Below are 17,964 nucleotides of genomic sequence, written 5' to 3' on the forward strand. Positions count from 1 at the left end.
TGCACTATAATAGGTTTGTCATTATTAATCTTGTAAAAGTATAGGAGTACATCATGTTTTATTACATCTCGTTATTTTTTGCAGTATTTGCGTTATCCACTTCAGCTATTTTTGTTAAGCTCGCTGATGCACCACCAGCGATTACAGCCTTTTATCGACTATTTTTTGCGATGCTGGTGCTTCTACCGTTTTTATTAGCTCAGAAGGGCTTGCGGCAGGAGCTTGCTAGCCTCTCGAAAAAGCAGTGGGGACTTGGCATTTTATCAGGCTTATTTTTGTCCTGTCATTATGTTTTATGGTTTGAATCATTAAACTACACATCCGTGGCTAGTTCAACCGTCATTGTGACACTACAGCCACTATTCTCTTTAGTAGGTAGCTATTTCTTATTTAAAGAACGGTTTTCAAAAGGTGCAATTTTGGGCTGTTTCGTAGCGATTATCGGCTGCTTCATCATTGGCTGGCAAGATTTCCAGATCAGTGGACAAGCCCTTTATGGTGATATTTTAGCCTTTATTGCGGCAGGGATTATTACAGCCTACTTTTTTATCGGGCAATCTGTACGCAAGGATTTATCACTCATTCCCTATTCCATTATCGGCTATGGTAGTAGCTCGATCTTTTTAGCCGTTTATGCCCTCTTGATGAAAGAATCATTTTTCGATTATTCAGCCTCCACATGGTGGTCCCTTGTAGGGCTGGCTGTCATTGCGACGATTTTCGGGCAAACCATTTTTAATTGGCTATTGAAATGGTTAAGTACAACCGTGATTTCCATGAGTATTTTAGGCGAAACGATCGGCACCTGTATATTAGCTTATTTTATTTTAGATGAGATGATTTCCGTTCAACAAGGCGTAGGGATTATGGTCATTTTACTAGGACTTGCCCTGTTCTTACTACAGCAACGAAAATCAGTTTAAATGGAAAAACAACGGCAAAAACTGCCGTTGTTTTTTATTGATGCGTAAAGCAGAAGACGGTGCCATCCCTGTTTGATTGTAAAGAGGCTTCGATGTTCAGCGTTTGCGCAATATCCTGTATGATTTTCAGCCCAAGTCCATCGTGGTCATCGTCAGGATGAAAGCCGATGCCATCATCACACATCGTAAGCTGTCCGTTTTTAATCGTCACCACTAGCTTGGTTGCTTGGGCATGCTTTAATGTATTTTGAAACACATTATCCAATAAACGCTGTAGCCATAATTCATTGCTAAGCCAAGTTGCTTGTGAATCATCATGCTGAAAACTTAGAGTAATGTTCTGCATGCGATATAAATACTGCCACTTCTTCATCATCATTTCTAACAATGGCACAAGCTGAACCTCCTCCTGCATGACATAGGACTGTTCACTCGTATCAAAGGACTGTAACTGAAAGGCATTCGTTAAATTCGTGATATATTGAATTTGTGCATTTAAGGATTCCACCAATTTCGGCTGTCCCTGTAATTGATCCTCTAGATAAAACAGCTGTAAACGAATGGCCGTCAATGGCGTATGGATGTCATGTCGCAACTTTTGTAGCAACTCTTTCTGAAGCTCCTGCTGTTGTGCTAGCTCTAATTCCCTGTAAGTTGTACGCTCAATTAAGAGATTGACAGATTGGCTAAGCTGCCCGATTTCATCCTCACTGCTTACGGTTAACGTATCAGGTATCCGCTCATTACTCGCTAATTCTCGAATTGTTTTATTGAGTAATGTAATTTTGGATAATAAAGAATGTATAGATTTGGAAAATAGCCATGCGAGCAATCCTAAAGCTAACACAAACGTAAGCAACATAACGGGATAGGCAAAGGACTCATGAAACGGGATGCCACCATTCTTCATTTTAAAGGCCTTGTCATACAGAATAGACATGGCCACACTAATGCCTAATAGCACAATGGGCACACTCACAATCGCTACTAATAATAAAGTGCGGTATTTGGTTTTTAAGGTCATTTTCTAGTATAGGTATTCAAACGATACCCTTCTCCATAAATATTTTGCACAATATTGCCTGCTGGGTCCTGTAGCTTTGTTCGAATTTTTTTAATATGGACATTCAAAATATTATGATTGCGTTCATCGAGCGGCCAAAGATAATCGAAGAAATGATCCTTTGTTAATACTCTGTCTCGATTGTCGAATAAATAAAAGAAAATTTTTCGCTCGATCGCTGTCAGGGCAATTTCATTATGGATACTTTGATGAAACACTTGACGGCGCTCCCCATCAATAAATAAATGCTGAATTTGCGTAAATGTACCATATTGCTGTGCCAGCATTTTTTGCATTCTTAGCAACAGCTCTCGCGGATCAAATGGCTTTGTCAGATAATCCTCTCCGACCATCAACCCTTCTAGCTTACTGTCAATATCATTACGTGCCGATAAAAAAATAATCGGAATATTTAAGCCTAATCGTTTAATGTTTTTGCTTAATTGATAGCCATCCTCTCCTGGCAGCATAATATCCATAATGACTAAATCCACCTGCCGAATCAGTGCCATCATATCTTTGCCATCCGTTTTCCAGATCGCTTCATAACCTTCTCGCTGCACTATTTTTTGCAGCAAATCACCAATCATGTGATCGTCTTCTACAATTAAAATCCTAAATCCCTTCATCTGATCGACCTTTCTGTTTTCATAAATGCCAGCGCTAGTTGATAGATTTCCTCGGGCTGATAAAGATATATACTATGTGTGCCGCTGACCTCTTTCACCTGTGCATAGGTGAATTGCTTCGCAAAATCTGCATAATCCTGCCGATTTTGCGTCGTATATTTCGAATGTTTATTATCTTCCGCAATGGCATCAATCAGTAAGATAGGGGTGGCTTGTGGCTTTGGAAGCTGTTCTGATTGTAAACTATTTTCATAGACCTGTAACAGCTCATTTTGCATAGCCTCATTAAAAAATTGCTTAAAGGACAACGCCTGATAGATTGCCTTTTCCTGTGCCGTTAAAAAAGACATGTTCAATACTTGCGGATTATAGACCTGAGATGGCATAAGTCGATGTACGCCTAGCTTCGTAGCGAGGTGCATTCCCCTCACCATCCAACGATCGACCGTCCCCATTTTATGCTTTACATATTGACTAGGTAAGCCAATGTCCAGCGCAATGATGCCCTTTACTTCATCGGGGTATTTTTGTGCCCAGTAAATCGCCTCTAGCCCTGAAATGGAATGTGGCACGAGGACATAGGGTGGCTCAAGTCCACTTTGCTGAAGTGCCTGTCGTGTTTGCGCTAAAATGGTATCGATACCTCTATCATCATGGGCTACGTCGCTATAGCCATAGCCAGCTCGATCGACTACTGCAATTTGATTATGCTGTGAAAACTTACGATACAGCCCTTTTAGCTCATATACAGGTGCTGCAATGCCTGAGCCTGCCATAAAGACATATGTATCGTCGCCAGTCCCCTCGTGATAAACATGGATGTTTTGACCATCTACATTGTTTAATGTGCCGTTAGGTTGTAAAATAGCTGACTCCTTCTGTACTAAACTATAGTGGTAGATACAAACTATCACCATTCCAAGCACGATGAATGCCCCCATGCAGACAACCATTTTCTTCAATTTCTTTTTCATACGTATCTCCTTTTCTATTAATACTTGCAAGGATACACGTTAAAAATAAATTTCTACTAAATTTTTGGAGAAAATAGATAAATTTCATACAAAAAAGCTACCTACTAATAGGCAGCTTTCTTGAAATTAAGCATCTGGATAGGTTTTTTGTACAAAATCGATCGTTTGTTGTATAAGGGCTTTTAAGATGTCTTCATCCACATCATCCAGCTTGTTAATATAAACGCAGGCTTTCCCTGTTGTGTGCTTGCCAAATTGCTGTAATAGCTGTTCCCGCTCATCACCTGGGGCAAAATATAAGCTAATTTTCGCTTTGCGAGGGGAGTAGCCAACAAGTGGTGCATCACCTTCATGGCCTGTTTGATATTTGTAATGATATTTACCAAAGCCGATAATGCTTGGTCCCCACATTTTGGCTTCATGGCCTGATACCTCTGTAAAAATGTCCAATAATCGGTAGGCGTCTTCTCGCTTTTTTGGATGGTCTACACTTTCAATAAATTCAATGACACTTACATCGGTTTCTTTGGTCTTTAATTCATACATGTCAATCCCTCGCCTTCTGGAAGATGTATCTTTATTATTCCCTATTCTACCTGCTCTAACAATAGTTTTTGTTGAAGATGACGATAAATGCCCTGCTGCTGCATCAGCTCTTGATGATTACCCTGCTCAACAATTTCTCCCTGCTGAATCACGAGGATTTGATCGGCATTCTCGATTGTTTTCAGACGATGGGCAATAACAAAGCTTGTGCGTCCCTGCATTAAATGCTGTAAGCCTTTTTGAATATCGACCTCTGTTTGCGTATCCACACTTGATGTGGCTTCATCCAAAATTAAAATATCAGCATTCTCTAAAATGGCACGGGCAATCGCAATAAGCTGACGCTGCCCCTGACTTAAATTGGCTCCTCCTGCCTGCACGAGTGAATCGTATTGAGCTGGTAAATATTTAATAAAATGATGCGCATTCGCAATTTTTGCCGCTTCCACAACCTCTTCATCTGTCGCATCTAGCTTCCCAAAGCGAATATTTTCACGAATGGTACCAGAGAACAAATACGTGTCCTGTAATACCACGCCGACTCTTTGACGAATCGTCGCCATTTGATAATGTTCGATATGATGCCCATCAATCAAAATTTCACCTTGATCGACGTCATAAAAACGTGTTAGTAAATTGATAATCGTCGTTTTGCCTGAGCCTGTTGGGCCAACAAGAGCAATGGTCTCTCCTGCCTTGGCATGGAAGTCAATGTTTTTTAACACAGGCTTGTTTGGCTCATAGCTAAATGACACTTGCTTGAAAACAACATCCCCTTTGAGCGTTGCCACCTTGATGGCATCCGGTTGATCTGCCACCTCTGAAGGTTCATCTAGTATTTCAAAAACACGCTCTGCCCCAGCAATAGCAGATTGGAAGGTGTTTAATAGATTGGATAGCTGATTAAGCGGACGGAAAAATTGCCGTGTATAGGTCACAAAGGCGGCAATAATCCCAACCGTAACAATACTCTTTACTGCTAAAAGAGCACCCGTTCCGATGACGACAGCAAGGCCTAAGTTATTCATAAAGTTATTAATCGGTCCTAGTAAGCCCGAGGTAATTTCTGCTCGTTGGGCGGAGTTTCGTAGATTTTCGTTTTGCTGATGGAACGTATCAATCGTTTGCTGCTCCTTGCCAAACAGCGTAAGTACCTCCGCTCCTGTAATCATTTCCTCAATATAGCCGTTCAGCTTCCCAAGATCTCGTTGTCGTGCTGCATAATTTTTACTGCTGCGTTGAATGATTTGCTTGGTTGTGAAAACGATCAGCGGAATAATAATCAAAGTCACAATCGCTAATTGCCAGCTTAATGTAAACATCGCGATGCTGACACCAACGACAGTTAAAATGGACGACACAATTTGCGTAACACTTTGTGCGAGTGCGGTATTTAAATTATCGATATCATTGGTCACACGACTCATTAAATCCCCAAGTGCACGCTGATCAAAGAAGCGTAATGTCAGCGTTTGAAGTTTTTGAAATAATTCGAGACGCAATGTCCGAATGGTTTTCATTGCCACATGAATCATGACATAGGTTTGCAGCCATGTCAGAATAGAGGCTACCGTAAAAATAACGGCCAACAGGATGCCTAAACGAATCGTTCCGTCGATATCCTTTTTCATAATATAATCATCAATAATATGCCCAATCATATAGGGCCCTGCAAGACTTAAAAAGGTCGAAGCGATGACAAAAAAGATAGAGAAAAACAGCCCTACTTTTTGCTGCTTGACATAATGCCATACACGTGACAATGTCTCCCTTTGATTTTTCGCCTTCTCAGCTGGTCCTCCCATACGCGGTCCACGTCCAAAATTCATTTGCTTTGGTTGACTTTGACTCATCCTTGTTCACCAGCCTTTTGCTGTGACGCGTAAATTGCTTGGTAATGCGCATTTGATTGTAGAAGCTGCTGATGGGTTCCTTGCCCAACAATGTCGCCATCCTCTAGTACCAAAATAACATCTGCCTGCTGAATAGAGGCAATTTTCGACGCTACGATGAAGGTCGTTGTGTCTTGATAATGTGTGGCAATGGCCTGCTGCACATGTTGTTCCGACGCACTATCGAGCGCTGACGTTGTATCATCCATCACTAAAATGGCAGGCTTTCGAATAAACGCACGACTTAAAGCAAGCCGCTGTTTTTGCCCACCAGATAGATTCGTTGCACCCTGTGACAATTCATGTGCTAAGCCCTTATCAAGCCGCTCCACAAATTCACGGGCACATGCCGCCTCTAATGCCTGCTGCATGTCCTCGGCTGTCGCATCATCCTTGCCGAGTCGAATATTTTTTTCAATCGGCCCAGAGAACAATAACGCTTTTTGTGAGGTAAAACCAATATGCGCACGTAAGGTTGCGAGCGCATACGATTGTAGCGGTTTGCCGTCTATACGGATTTCCCCACCAGTAGGATCAAATAAGCGAGGTAATAGCTTCACAAGCGTCGATTTACCACTTCCTGTTTTCCCAATAATGCCAACCGTTTGCCCTGGCTTCACAGAAAATGAAATCTTTTTGAGAACATCCTCAGCTGTCTCATAGTAACGATAGCTCACCTGATCAAAGTCAATGGCTCCTTTTATTGGATCTGTCAGCGCATGTTCCGCTTCCTTGACAGCAATGTCTTTATTTAACACGTCCACAATGCGTTCTCCCGAAGGCAAGGCCCGCGCAATTTGCATCAACACCATACTAGAGGACATTAGTCCATTTAAAATAATCGTTAAGTAATTAATAAACGCAAGAATGACACCAACTTGCAACGTCCCCACCTCTACCTTAATAGCTCCTAGCCAAAGCGCCGCTACAATCCCTAGATTGACAACAAACATCGTAAAGGGCACAAGCACGCCGACAATTTGCTCAGCTGTAATGAAACGTTTTGTCAACGCCTCATTTAATTCGCCAAACTGTGCCACCTGCTGTGTCTCACGACGAAAGGCTTTGACGACACGAATACCCGCCAAATTTTCCTGTAGCTTCGTATTGACGGCATCAATGGCCTCCTGAACACGACGATATAGGACGCCCGAATACTTCGTGAAAAAATACATCGCAATAATCAATAAGGGCACGATAATCAGAAGTATAGAAAACAGCTCACGTGCTGTGACAAACACAATAATCACTGCGCCAATAAAGAGCAACGGCCCACGCACAAAAATACGCAGCGTCATCATAAAGGCACGCTGAATACTTTCCACATCACTCGTTAAAATCGTAATCAGCTTCCCCGTCGTAAACGCATCTCGCTCCTTAGCCGAGTACGTCATCATCTTCTCATAAAGAGCCTGCCGAACATCCGACGCAAAATGAATCGCTGCCTTCGAACTATAATACGAACAACCAACCCCACCGATCAGTCCGAGCACTGCACTGCCAAGCATCCACACAAACATATTCAATACATAGCGATTATCCCCATTGGCAATCCCCGTATCAATCATATGTTGCATAATGGTCGGCTGAATTAAATCCATCGTCACCTCCAGCACCATCAAAAGCGGTGCAATCAAAGTGAAAAATTTATAAGGCCCCAAATACTGCCCTAACTGTTTAACTGCCTGCATACATTCGTCTCCGTTCTATTTAAATCCCATTCGTTCCTCATTATAACTGAAAATCATTCCCATTTGGCAAATAATTTTTCGGGTCTCGTAATATTCTGGACTGGATTGGTTGGGGGAGATTCATGAGGAGGAAAGTTCTAATTTATAAGCGGCTTTTGGAGGGGGTGACTCTTTTATTGAGCGGGGTTCTCACATTTTGGAGCGGGTTTACCTTTCTTAGGAGCGGCTTCCTCATACTTTGGAGCGGCTTTCATTTACTTTGGAGCGGGTCTTCCCTCATTATGAGCAGCTTCCTCACATTTTGGAGCGGGGTTTACCTTCTTAGGAGCGGCTTCCTCACATTTTGGAGCGGGTTTTCCCTTCTTAGGAGCGGCTTCCTCTCACTTTGGAGCGGGGTCACTCTCCTTAGGAGCGACTTCCTCTCACTTTAGAGCGGGTTTTCCCTTCTTAGGAGCAGCTTCCTCTCACTTTGGAGCGGGCTCTCCCTCCTTATGAGCAGCTTCCTCTCACTTTGGAGCGGATTTTCTCTTCTTAGGAGCAGCTTCCTCTCACTTTGGAGCGGGTTTTCACTTTTTAGGAGCGGCTTCCTCTCACTTTGGAGCGGGTTTTCCCTCCTTATGAGCGGTTTCCTCTCACTTTGGAGCGGGTTCTCCCTTCTTAGGAGCGGCTTCCTCTCACTTTGGAGCGGCTTCCTCTCACTTTGGAGCGGCTTCCTCTCACTTTGGAGCGGGTTTTCACTTTTTTGGAGCGGCCTCCTCTCACTTTAGAGCGGGGTTACTCTCCTTAGGAGCGGCTTCCTCTCACTTTGGAGCGGCCTCCACCCACTTTAGAGCGGGTCACTCTCCTTAGAAGCAGCTTCCCCACACTTACTAGCGGGCTCTCCCTCCTTAGGAGCAGCTTCCTCTCACTTTGGAGCGGGGTTTCCCTCCTTATGAGCGACTTCCTCTCATTTCAGAGCGGGTTTTCTCTTCTTAGGAGCGGCCCCCACTCACTTTAGAGCGGGGTCACTCTCCTTATGAGCGGTTCCCTCACTTTTTGGAGCGGGTTCTCCCTTCTTAAGAGCGGCTTCCTCTCACTTTGGAGCAAGTTTTCCCTCATTATGAGCGACTTCCTCTCATTCCAGAGCGGGCTCTCCCTTCTTAAGAGCGGCTCCCTCACATTTTAGAGCGGGTCTTCCCTCCTTATGAGCAGCTTCCTCACATTTCAGAGCGGGGTCACTCCTTTGACAAGCGACCACCAGCTACTTTAGATTCAAAGTCACCCGTCTAATGAGCAACACACCTCCAGAGCAAGAATACTATCGACTTAAAATAACCCTTGCTCCGGATTATCTGGCCATGTTCCAAGAAAGGCTCATTTGCTCAAAACAAGCCTTATCACTTTACAGAAATGCGTAGTTTCTCAAAGTTTCGCAGGAAGAGTTTTTGCGCCTGCTGCTCATGAGCAGGATCGATGCCTAGCAAAATGACCGTACAGGGTCCTGCTGATTTTGTACCATCAAGGGAGCTTTCAACTCGTTGCTCTCCAAACAGACGGGCAAATTCTCCTTGTAGCCCCTTTGATCCGACAGGCCATACTTGCTGAACAATTTCCGTCTGCCATGCCTGAAAAATCGGCAGCAACTGTGCCACATCTTCAGGCTGTGCCAACACTTCTTCGCCAACAAGCGGCAGGCCATAGGTGTACCAGCTAAGCTGTTCATGGTCAAATACTCGACGCTGCTGGATTTCTCCAAGCATCGTAACAGCTAAGCCTGACTGCAATGTGGACATATTGGATTCCGTACTCCCTGCAATCGTTGGGCATGTAACACCTGCCTCTGCAAAGACTTGCTGTATGCCTTTTTCATAGCGTGACCATGCGGCATCTCCAGAAAAATTCGCAAGTAGAACTTGGACAGGTAGTGCCTGTGCAGCAAGCTGTTCTAAAAAGGTCACACGGGCTGTCATGTAGGCTGTTAATTGGTCAGGTGCCGACACAACATCTTGTGGTTTTTGGCCAATGGCTGCGGCATTATCCATGGTCGCAATGAATGCCCCTACTTTCATCGCATTTCTCACTGTACACGACCTGCCTTACGCACAAAAACCTTTGATAGGACGGGCATTACTACCGCAACAATAATTAAATTGATCACCGTTGCCATTAAAATACTCCCTAAAGCACCCCAGAAAAATGCTGGACTAATCATAAAATAAAACGGTAGTGGCGCTACAACACCGTTTAATACTAAGGCAACTGGCCATTTCCAAAAGTGCATGCCTTTTTTATGCATCAAGCCGAAGACCCATACGACAATCCACATTTCTACCGCAATAATAATATGTAATGGTCCTAGGGGGAAACCAGACGTTAATGCCGTAATAAAATGGCCGATCAATCCAGCAACCCCTGCTAAGATTGGGGATAGGAAGACAACCCCTAAAAAGGCAGGAGCCGAATCCAATGCAGCCGTTGAAATAAATGTTGGTACCTTAATCATTGCTCCCACTGCACAGATGGCCGCTACCATGGCCGTCAAAATCCATTTCCTTAATTTTTGTCGTTCCATACCTTTCCCTCTTTTCGGTTGAATTCTACTTTATTTTAATTGCTCAGCCATTCCATACCAAATCCGTACAACCTGCTCTGCTTCCTTGAACAAAGCTTGGTATAGACGACCACATGTATCTCGTAGCTGTCGGGCTTGTTTTTCCATTGGCACAACCCCACGCCCCATATCCGTCACAATAAGCGCGAGTGTACAATGCTGTTCAAGCTCTTGTAATGTGACTAGCACCTTTTGTACGATTTGTTCATCTTCCTCCAAGTTTTGTGTCACAAGCCATTTTTCTAAGTTCTTCAGGACAAGGACATCACAGGCTGGTGCCACCTCAGGTAGTTCGCCATCCATCATGTCCACCTGTTGCTGTTCATACAAGCGTCTCACATAGTCGGTTTTGCCGTTATAGGCACCTCCGATAAAGACATGCATCGTGCTCCCTCCTCCCAAGCCTTTTTAGTAAATGTTAAAACAAATTGTTTGTCATGTGGCACCTGATAGGACCAAAAGGGCTGTTCTGTTGGCGCGAACGCAACAAGTAAGGCACGAATGACTCCGCCATGAACCACTAAATAATAGCTATCCTCATTTTTCGGTAGATAGTGAAATCCATCTACAACACGTGCCACAAAGTCGTCGAATGCCTCTCCCTGTGGTGGGGGCGTGTGGTTTGGATCATCTATCCACGCCCGATATTGAGCATTCATTTTTAATTCCTCATAGGTTTTTCCTTCGAAAGCACCAAAATTCGTCTCCCGAAGGCGTGCCTCCGCCTGATAGCTAGCATTGGGAAAATAATGAGCTGCCGTTTGTCGACAGCGTTGTAGATCGCTGCCATATACCTTTTTGACATTAGTATCTATCACAGCAAGCTTCGGTGGATCGGCTAATGGTGCGTCGGTCCAACCTAGATAACGTTTTTCAAGATTCTCTTTTGTTGGCGCATGCCGCATTAAGCACACAGTAACAATGTCACCCATAGCACAACCTCCATCCCTTCAATTGATGCACCCAGTAAATCGCCTGATACCCCGCCAAAATTGCGCAACGTAAATTGTCGAAAAATAAAAAGCGCAATGGCTAAAACGATGACTAATACAAGGGGCAGTAAAGAGAACTGGGTGAAGGTGAAAACAACCCCCATCGCCAATACAAGCGATAACAGCATGATAACTTTCAATCGATTAGCGTTTATATGAGACTTTAAAAAATAGGCAAGACCTTTTTCCTTCGAGCAATGGAGTGACATGAAATAAAAGCTCATGCCGACCCTTGTTAAAAAAGGAACGAATAGCACCATCCACAAGGCGAACTTCTGCTGCACAAAAAGCTCATGGAGAATAACAAACTTCCCCATTAATAAAAACACCACAGACAATACCCCGAACGCTCCCACACGAGGGTCATCTAAAATCTCCAATCGTTTCTCTCGGTCTCGATAGGAAAAATAAGCATCGCCCATATCAATAAAGCCATCCAAATGCAAACCACCTGTCCATAAGGCAAATAGCCCTATCACAATAAAAGCTAGCATGACTTCACTGCTTGCTGTCCACTGCATAAGACTATAGAGCACGGCTGCCACCGTCGTCCCCATCAAAGCGCCTATCCATGGTAAGCAAGCGAACATGCCTGTGATGGTGGATCTTGTTAATGGTAGCTCTTTATGTACTGGCAAAACCGTAAAAAATTGAAATGCCAGTAGCAGGCTATGCCAAAAATTTTTCATCGTCTTGCCTTCCTTCTTGATTATTTCCATCTCTTCACAATGCCATAGTTCATTTCATAGGCCTCCTGTGCCATTGCAACGAACCATTGATGGAATTGTCCGAGCGTTCGTCGATATAATTCTACCTCATCACTAGTATAAGGTGGCTCATCAAACAGTTCATTGGATACAACAAAAAAAGTCACGTCCTTCTTCAGTAGTGACTGGATAGCCTGCTTGACGACCTGCAGCTTATTAGCTAAACAACCAGGCTGCTGTAAACAGGGTGTCCCCTTGTCATAGCCTTCGTAAAAAGCATTGGTCAGCCAAGTTGTAACACAATCCCACAGCACCACATCTCCATCCTGGAGTGTCTCAAATACGTCAGAAATCGCATAGGGAGCCTCCACTGTCAGCCATTGAACAGGCTGTGCCTGGCGATCTGCCTGATGACGTAAGATTCTTTTTTCCATTTCACTATCTAAGGCAATGCCAGAAGCCAAATAGAGCAAGCGTTTCGCTGTACTCGACTGCGCCTCGTAATGCTGAAGCGCTGTTTGCTCAGCAAAATGGGATTTACCACTTCGAACACCACCTGTAATAAAAATGAGTGGCATGTGGGACACCTCCTATTGTAAATGATGTAGATTGCCAATATCCTTCACAAGCCATTGTTGACCTTGCCGTTCAATCACGGTGACACTTGTCCCATGAATGTATGGGGCCGCCCACAGCTCACTGATGCTACGCTGTAAAATAGCGTTGATGATGCATTTTATCGTTACGGCGTGGGAGACAATGAGAATTGTTTCATTCTGATGTTGTGCTGCTATTTTTTTTAAGGTAAACATCGCTCTTTCTGTCACAGCTCCAAAGCTTTCTGTATGGCTTGCCACAAACTGTGCAGGGTAGTTCGTATATAGCTCATAATCAAGCTTATGTGTCGCCAGTATGTCCTCGATTGTCTGCCCCTGCCATTTCCCTAAATAGATCTCCCGTAAATCATCTTCATAGGCAATAGGCAGCTTGCGCTCAGTCGTCAAAATGTCCATCGTCTCTCTTGCACGACCACTTGAACTACAATAAGCAGCGGTAAAAGGAATCTGTTGCAGTTGCTTGTGAAGTTTTTCAGCCGCTGCTCTACCATTTTCCGTTAATGAAGAGTCCAGCCATCCCTGTAGTCGATGCTCCTGATTCCATTGTGTTTCCCCATGTCTTACTAGATAAAAAGTTGTCACTTTTCTCTCCCCTTATTTGCATTAAACCAAGCTTGTAGACAATTATGTAAAGAAGTCATGGCCGCCATATCTTTTATACCAATACGGAACCATTCACCCTGTAAACCTTGAAAATTTTTCGTATGACGCAGGACAACACCCTGTGCTAAGCAGTAGGTGAAAAAGGCGTCCGCTTGCTGTGTTTTTGGTAATGAGAAGCACACATAATTCGTGACACTGTTGGTTACTTGGCAGCCGTTTTCTTGTAAATAACGATGCAGCCATTCTCTTTGCGCTGTCGCATAGCTAATTGCCTGCTGACAATAGCGCTGTTCATCTAAACAGCTTGCCCCAATGACAAGGGCAAAGGCGTTTAAATTCCAATGTGGCAGCATGTCCTTTAAGGCGCTCACTATAGAAGCATGTGCGACCAAATAGCCAAGTCGTAAACCTGGAATCGCATACATTTTAGTCATCGAACGAACGACAATAACATGCGGGTTTTGTGCACTAAACTGAATCAGCGAATGCGCCTCATCTACCCAATCCATAAAGGCTTCATCGATAACAAGCTCACAGTGAACAGCTGCGCCGTGTGCTATTAAGGCAAGTAAATCTTCCTTTTTCGGCAGGACACCAGTCGGATTATTAGGTGTACAAAGATAAACAGCATCTGCCTTCACCATTTCCTGTTTTAGCTGCTCTAATGGCAATGTGTAATCGATAAAATCCGTCACGACAATGGGAACGATAGTAGCACCTGCAGCACACAATGTTCGCTCATATTCTGAAAAAGTCGGATGCACAATGATGACACGCTTATTGGCATAGCGTCTTGCTAGCACACTAAAAAGCTCGGAAGCCCCATTGCCTAGTAAAATCGTATTCTTCGCTACTTGATGAAAAGCAGCGACCTTCGTTAAAAAAGGCTCCCCATCTGGATCGGGATAGCGTTGAATCAGCGGATAAAATGTGCGCCAACGTGCCTCCACAAAGGATGGTGGCCCTGCCGCATTGACATTTTCGCTGAAATCATACACCACCTCTGGCATCGTTAAGCCTAATTGCTGATATACATTGTGCGGATTTGCTCCGTGATTAGGTAACTGCATAAATTAACACCTCCACTGCTAGCATAACAAGCGTAAAGAGAATTGTGGCAATACGCATATGAATAATGGACGTTGCAATATGCTCCTTCGTTAATGGAACTAATTTTTCGCCCATAATCGCTCGATGAGAGACAACGCCCTGATACGTATTTTTCCCACCCAGTTGTACACCAAGCTGCACAGCCGTCGCTGCCTCTAAATAGCCACTGTTTGGACTTGGATGCTTCTTCGCGTCCTGTGCCCAACACTTTAAACGCTTGCCAAGCGAACGATCTGTTTCATTTTTCGTACCCAGCACGATCAGTAAGCCTGTGATACGACTTGGAATAAAATTCAGTACATCATCCAGCTTGGCTGAAAACATACCAAAGTCTTTGTATTGCTCATTTTTATAGCCAACCATCGAATCCAATGTATTGACAGCCTTATAGCCCCATAATCCAATGGCTCCAAATAAAAAGGCATAAAAGAGTGGAGCTGTCACCCCATCACTTGTATTCTCAGAAACTGTTTCTACCACGCCACGCACAATTTCGTCCTCACCCAGTTTATCTGTATCACGTCCGACAATCCATGACAGCTTAACACGGGCTTCGGCAAAATCTCCTTTGACAAGGGGTTCATAGACAGCCATCGCCGCCTCCTTCAAGCTACGCTGTGCCAGTCCAACGCCAATCAGAAGTCCTTCTACTAAGATGCCAAAAATAATACTCACCTGATAGCTTAGCAGTAAAATCAGTGTCACCACAAACATGGTCGTGCCAACAACAGCAAGTGCCATCACTGTTCCGCGTAGTTTGCGCCATTTGCCCTTATTCCATAAAGCTGTTTGCGATTGAATCAAGTGTCCAATCCAGCGTACAGGGTGAGGAAGCTTTGGAGGGTCCCCTACTACTAAATCAAAAATAAGCCCTATGATACAGGCAATCACGATAGCTATCATTTAGACCGCTCCTCTTTATCTTTTTTATATTTTCTAACCGCCTCACACATCGTTTCATAAACGCCATAGCCAATGACCTTGCCAAGCATGGTGATGGGACCTGCATATTGATGGTAGTCCCCTTCTTCTGTCGAGGCAATGAGCAAGCTATCGGTAGATGTACCTGTAGCTTGTGTGCCTGTCGTTGGGTCTGTAATACCTTCATCCACTAACGCCTTCACCTTAGCTTCCGTTGTTGAAATCATCGCCTGAAATAGTGCTTCATCAGACAGCTTGCCATTGATCAGCACCCATGTATTGATGGTGCCTGCATGGTACTGCTCCTCCCGATGAAAAGCACGAGTAATATCCACCGCATTGCCAAGCCCTGCGGTAATCATAATGACAAGGTGGATTCCCTCATATGTAAAGTCACGAATGGTCGCAAACTTGGCTTGGACAGCCGTCATCATGGCCACTGTATTGTCATGTGGAAAGTGCTGTGCCTGCAAAAATCGCTGTAATTCCTGATGAGGTTGTCGTTCATCATAGGTAATGGGCACCGTTCGATTCATGAGATGCGTATAATGACCAAAGCCTGGGTTATGCATGGCTGAGGATACAACCTTCATGGGTGAAGCCGTTTGAAGGGCAACATAATCGTCAAAAATATGAATGCAATCCTTAGTAAGTATAGGCAATCAATCGCCTCCTCGCGATAAAGTTGTCACGGAACATAAAAAAACAAATTCTTACAAAGAAGAATTTGTACGGTCGATTCTTTATTAAAATTTGAACCTTCTGAACATTTGTACAGAATAACAACTTCATAATACTCAAATTATTTATTTTCTTTGAAATTGTATCATAACTTTGGCTATTGTCACAATTCCATTTTCAAAGTGTTATTGCTGTTTTTGTTTGAGATTCTTAAAGCGGATCACGGAGCCGATAATAATAAAGACCCATCCAATGCCTATGTAAACAATTTTCATTGTTTTTGTCGATGATGGTAAAATATCCATAATCGTTAAACAGACAAAAAGTATCCCGATAATTGAAAAAAGCATACCAATTGTTAAATTCTTCACGAAAAACCCTCCCAACTATGTACGCCCTCGATTTTACCGTATTCTCAGCAAAAAGAAAACACTAATCCAAGCAAGAAACACTTGGATTAGTGATGATTGTGTCATTATGCTTTTGCATGGGCAAAAAACTCTTCATATAACGCTTGTAAAATGCGGTTTTCATAATCCTGAAGGACCCCAAACACGAGGCTCACTTCAGAAGAACCTTGATTGATCATTTCAATGTTTGCGCCAGTTTTTGAAATGGCTGTGGCAGCACGGGCAGCTAATCCTGTGTTATGACGCATCCCTTCGCCCACAATCACGATCATAGAAAAACCGTGACGCATTTCTACATACTCTGCATGTAGCTCTTCTTTCACACGACTAATAATACGTGCTTCATTTTCTGGTGTTAGTTGATTCGAACGCATGATGACAGAAATATCGTCTAAACCAGATGGTGTGTGTTCATAAGAAATATTTTCATCTTCTAAAATTTGGAGGAGCTTACGTCCAAAGCCTACCTCACGATTCATCAAATATTTAGAGACATATAAAGTTGAAAAGCCACTGTCTGCCGAAATACCTGTAACTGGACGACCTGTTGCAGGACGGCTTGGTACAATACGTGTACCTGGGGCTGTTGGATTATTTGTATTTTTTATGTTAACGGGCACCCCAATCTTGTAGACAGGCATTAACGCTTCATCATGGAACACTGAAAAGCCTGCATATGATAATTCGCGCATTTCGCGATACGTAATTTCTTTAATTTCCACTGGATCATTGACAACCTTCGGATTCGCGGAGAACACACAATCCACATCCGTAAAGTTTTCATAAAGCTCCGCTTCAACGGCTGCTGCTAAAATGGAGCCTGTAATATCAGAGCCACCGCGGTCAAATGTTCGCAATACGCCCGCTTTAGTGTAACCGAAGAACCCTGGGAACACAATAATTTCTTTTGTGTCTTTTAAAGGGGCTAAATTAGCATACGCTTCAGGTAATGCAAAGGTTCTTTCTGGTAAATCATTGACCACTAAACCTTCTTTAGGACTGACATAGCGTGCGGGCATACCAATGGCATTAAAGTAAGCGGCAATAAGCTTGGCGTTATTATCTTCACCTGCTGCTTTAATACTATCGATGAATAATTCCACATTTGTTTTGTCACCTTGTACACGTTCACGTAAATCTTCTGCGATCACGTCACAAATGGCATCATCAAGCCCCAAACCATCTGCAATCGCTCTAAAACGATCCACAACAGTTTGCAATTTTTCCTCTGTATTCTCTTGTTGTAACGCTGCATTTGCTAATTGTATTAATAGGTCTGTTACTTTTATATCGTCACCAGAACGTTTCCCTGGTGCTGAAACGGCAACAATCTTACGTGCCGGATTAGATTTTACAATGTTTGCTACTTTTTGTATTTGTTCTGCACTTGCTACAGATGTTCCACCAAATTTACACACGATCATATCTATCAAATCCTAACTTTTTCAAATTAATTGTATTCCTCCACAAAACAATTGACTGTACACAGTGTACAAATTATCGTTTCCTACGTCAATACAATTTAAAAAATTCACGCAATTTATCGAGAAATATGGACAATTTTCGTACTGTTTGATTTATTATACGGATTTCACATGAAATAGTTAAGGTTTTT

20 protein-coding genes are annotated in these 17,964 nt (G+C 43.4%); 2 read left to right on the forward strand and 18 right to left on the reverse strand.

Annotated elements, in window-relative coordinates; genetic code table 11:
- The first annotated feature begins 53 nt into the window (after positions 1-53).
- Positions 54-923: a DMT family transporter gene (locus ACEVFT_RS04460; RefSeq protein ID WP_205443037.1), complete on the forward strand. Its 870-nt coding sequence runs from the start codon at positions 54-56 to the stop codon at positions 921-923.
- Positions 924-957: 34 nt separating this feature from the next.
- On the opposite strand, the gene ACEVFT_RS04465 is transcribed toward ACEVFT_RS04460, so the two are convergent.
- From ACEVFT_RS04465 to ACEVFT_RS04490, 6 genes are all read right to left on the reverse strand, one after another.
- Positions 958-1,947, reverse strand: coding sequence for a sensor histidine kinase (locus tag ACEVFT_RS04465; protein WP_393948319.1), 990 nt, complete (start codon positions 1,945-1,947; stop codon positions 958-960).
- On the reverse strand, positions 1,944-2,615 hold the full coding sequence (locus ACEVFT_RS04470; protein WP_393948322.1) for a response regulator transcription factor: 672 nt from the start codon (positions 2,613-2,615) through the stop codon (positions 1,944-1,946). Before ACEVFT_RS04470 ends, ACEVFT_RS04465 begins: the two co-directional genes overlap by 4 nt.
- A complete protein-coding gene (locus ACEVFT_RS04475; protein WP_393948324.1) occupies positions 2,612-3,589 on the reverse strand; it encodes an alpha/beta hydrolase in 978 nt (325 codons plus the stop codon). Before ACEVFT_RS04475 ends, ACEVFT_RS04470 begins: the two co-directional genes overlap by 4 nt.
- 126 nt (positions 3,590-3,715) lie before the next feature.
- Positions 3,716-4,135: a DUF1801 domain-containing protein gene (locus tag ACEVFT_RS04480; protein WP_205443032.1), complete on the reverse strand. Its 420-nt coding sequence runs from the start codon at positions 4,133-4,135 to the stop codon at positions 3,716-3,718.
- A 41-nt stretch (positions 4,136-4,176) separates the two neighbouring features.
- Entirely contained in the window at positions 4,177-5,988 is a 1,812-nt protein-coding gene (locus tag ACEVFT_RS04485; protein WP_342534481.1) for an ABC transporter ATP-binding protein, read from the reverse strand.
- The gene (locus tag ACEVFT_RS04490; protein WP_393948326.1) at positions 5,985-7,718 is read right to left on the reverse strand and encodes an ABC transporter ATP-binding protein; all 1,734 of its coding nucleotides are present in this window, start codon (positions 7,716-7,718) and stop codon (positions 5,985-5,987) included. The genes ACEVFT_RS04485 and ACEVFT_RS04490 overlap by 4 nt, the downstream gene beginning before the upstream one ends.
- A 122-nt stretch (positions 7,719-7,840) precedes the next feature.
- Here ACEVFT_RS04490 and ACEVFT_RS04495 point away from each other — a divergent pair, with 122 nt between their 5' ends.
- A complete protein-coding gene (locus ACEVFT_RS04495; RefSeq protein ID WP_393948328.1) occupies positions 7,841-8,149 on the forward strand; it encodes a hypothetical protein in 309 nt (102 codons plus the stop codon).
- A gap of 945 nt (positions 8,150-9,094) precedes the next feature.
- Here ACEVFT_RS04495 and ACEVFT_RS04500 read toward each other — a convergent pair.
- The 12 genes from ACEVFT_RS04500 to ACEVFT_RS04555 all read right to left on the reverse strand — a co-directional run bounded on the left by ACEVFT_RS04500 (position 9,095) and on the right by ACEVFT_RS04555 (position 17,773).
- The gene (locus tag ACEVFT_RS04500; RefSeq protein ID WP_393948330.1) at positions 9,095-9,766 is read right to left on the reverse strand and encodes a hypothetical protein; all 672 of its coding nucleotides are present in this window, start codon (positions 9,764-9,766) and stop codon (positions 9,095-9,097) included.
- A gap of 8 nt (positions 9,767-9,774) precedes the next feature.
- Positions 9,775-10,269: an ECF transporter S component gene (locus tag ACEVFT_RS04505; protein ID WP_393948331.1), complete on the reverse strand. Its 495-nt coding sequence runs from the start codon at positions 10,267-10,269 to the stop codon at positions 9,775-9,777.
- A gap of 30 nt (positions 10,270-10,299) precedes the next feature.
- The gene (locus ACEVFT_RS04510; protein WP_393948334.1) at positions 10,300-10,692 is read right to left on the reverse strand and encodes a bifunctional adenosylcobinamide kinase/adenosylcobinamide-phosphate guanylyltransferase; all 393 of its coding nucleotides are present in this window, start codon (positions 10,690-10,692) and stop codon (positions 10,300-10,302) included.
- Positions 10,644-11,240 (reverse strand): histidine phosphatase family protein, encoded by a 597-nt coding sequence (locus tag ACEVFT_RS04515; RefSeq protein WP_393948337.1) that lies wholly within the window; start codon positions 11,238-11,240, stop codon positions 10,644-10,646. Before ACEVFT_RS04515 ends, ACEVFT_RS04510 begins: the two co-directional genes overlap by 49 nt.
- Positions 11,213-12,019, reverse strand: coding sequence for an adenosylcobinamide-GDP ribazoletransferase (cobS, locus tag ACEVFT_RS04520; protein ID WP_393948339.1), 807 nt, complete (start codon positions 12,017-12,019; stop codon positions 11,213-11,215). The genes ACEVFT_RS04515 and cobS overlap by 28 nt, the downstream gene beginning before the upstream one ends.
- Entirely contained in the window at positions 12,010-12,585 is a 576-nt protein-coding gene (locus ACEVFT_RS04525) for a bifunctional adenosylcobinamide kinase/adenosylcobinamide-phosphate guanylyltransferase (protein WP_393948341.1), read from the reverse strand. Before ACEVFT_RS04525 ends, cobS begins: the two co-directional genes overlap by 10 nt.
- A gap of 12 nt (positions 12,586-12,597) precedes the next feature.
- A complete protein-coding gene (locus tag ACEVFT_RS04530; protein ID WP_393948343.1) occupies positions 12,598-13,206 on the reverse strand; it encodes a histidine phosphatase family protein in 609 nt (202 codons plus the stop codon).
- Positions 13,203-14,297 (reverse strand): pyridoxal phosphate-dependent aminotransferase, encoded by a 1,095-nt coding sequence (locus ACEVFT_RS04535; protein ID WP_393948345.1) that lies wholly within the window; start codon positions 14,295-14,297, stop codon positions 13,203-13,205. Before ACEVFT_RS04535 ends, ACEVFT_RS04530 begins: the two co-directional genes overlap by 4 nt.
- The gene (gene cbiB, locus ACEVFT_RS04540; RefSeq protein ID WP_393948347.1) at positions 14,284-15,240 is read right to left on the reverse strand and encodes an adenosylcobinamide-phosphate synthase CbiB; all 957 of its coding nucleotides are present in this window, start codon (positions 15,238-15,240) and stop codon (positions 14,284-14,286) included. The genes ACEVFT_RS04535 and cbiB overlap by 14 nt, the downstream gene beginning before the upstream one ends.
- The gene (locus ACEVFT_RS04545) at positions 15,237-15,920 is read right to left on the reverse strand and encodes an adenosylcobinamide amidohydrolase (protein ID WP_342534471.1); all 684 of its coding nucleotides are present in this window, start codon (positions 15,918-15,920) and stop codon (positions 15,237-15,239) included. Before ACEVFT_RS04545 ends, cbiB begins: the two co-directional genes overlap by 4 nt.
- 204 nt (positions 15,921-16,124) lie before the next feature.
- A complete protein-coding gene (locus ACEVFT_RS04550; RefSeq protein ID WP_016994978.1) occupies positions 16,125-16,310 on the reverse strand; it encodes a hypothetical protein in 186 nt (61 codons plus the stop codon).
- Between the two features lie 104 nt (positions 16,311-16,414).
- Positions 16,415-17,773 (reverse strand): aspartate kinase, encoded by a 1,359-nt coding sequence (locus ACEVFT_RS04555; protein WP_342443371.1) that lies wholly within the window; start codon positions 17,771-17,773, stop codon positions 16,415-16,417.
- Between the last annotated feature and the right edge of the window lie 191 nt (positions 17,774-17,964).

This window comes from Lysinibacillus sp. PWR01 (genome assembly GCF_043359455.1).
Taxonomy (GTDB): Bacteria; Bacillota; Bacilli; order Bacillales_A; family Planococcaceae; genus Lysinibacillus; species Lysinibacillus fusiformis_F.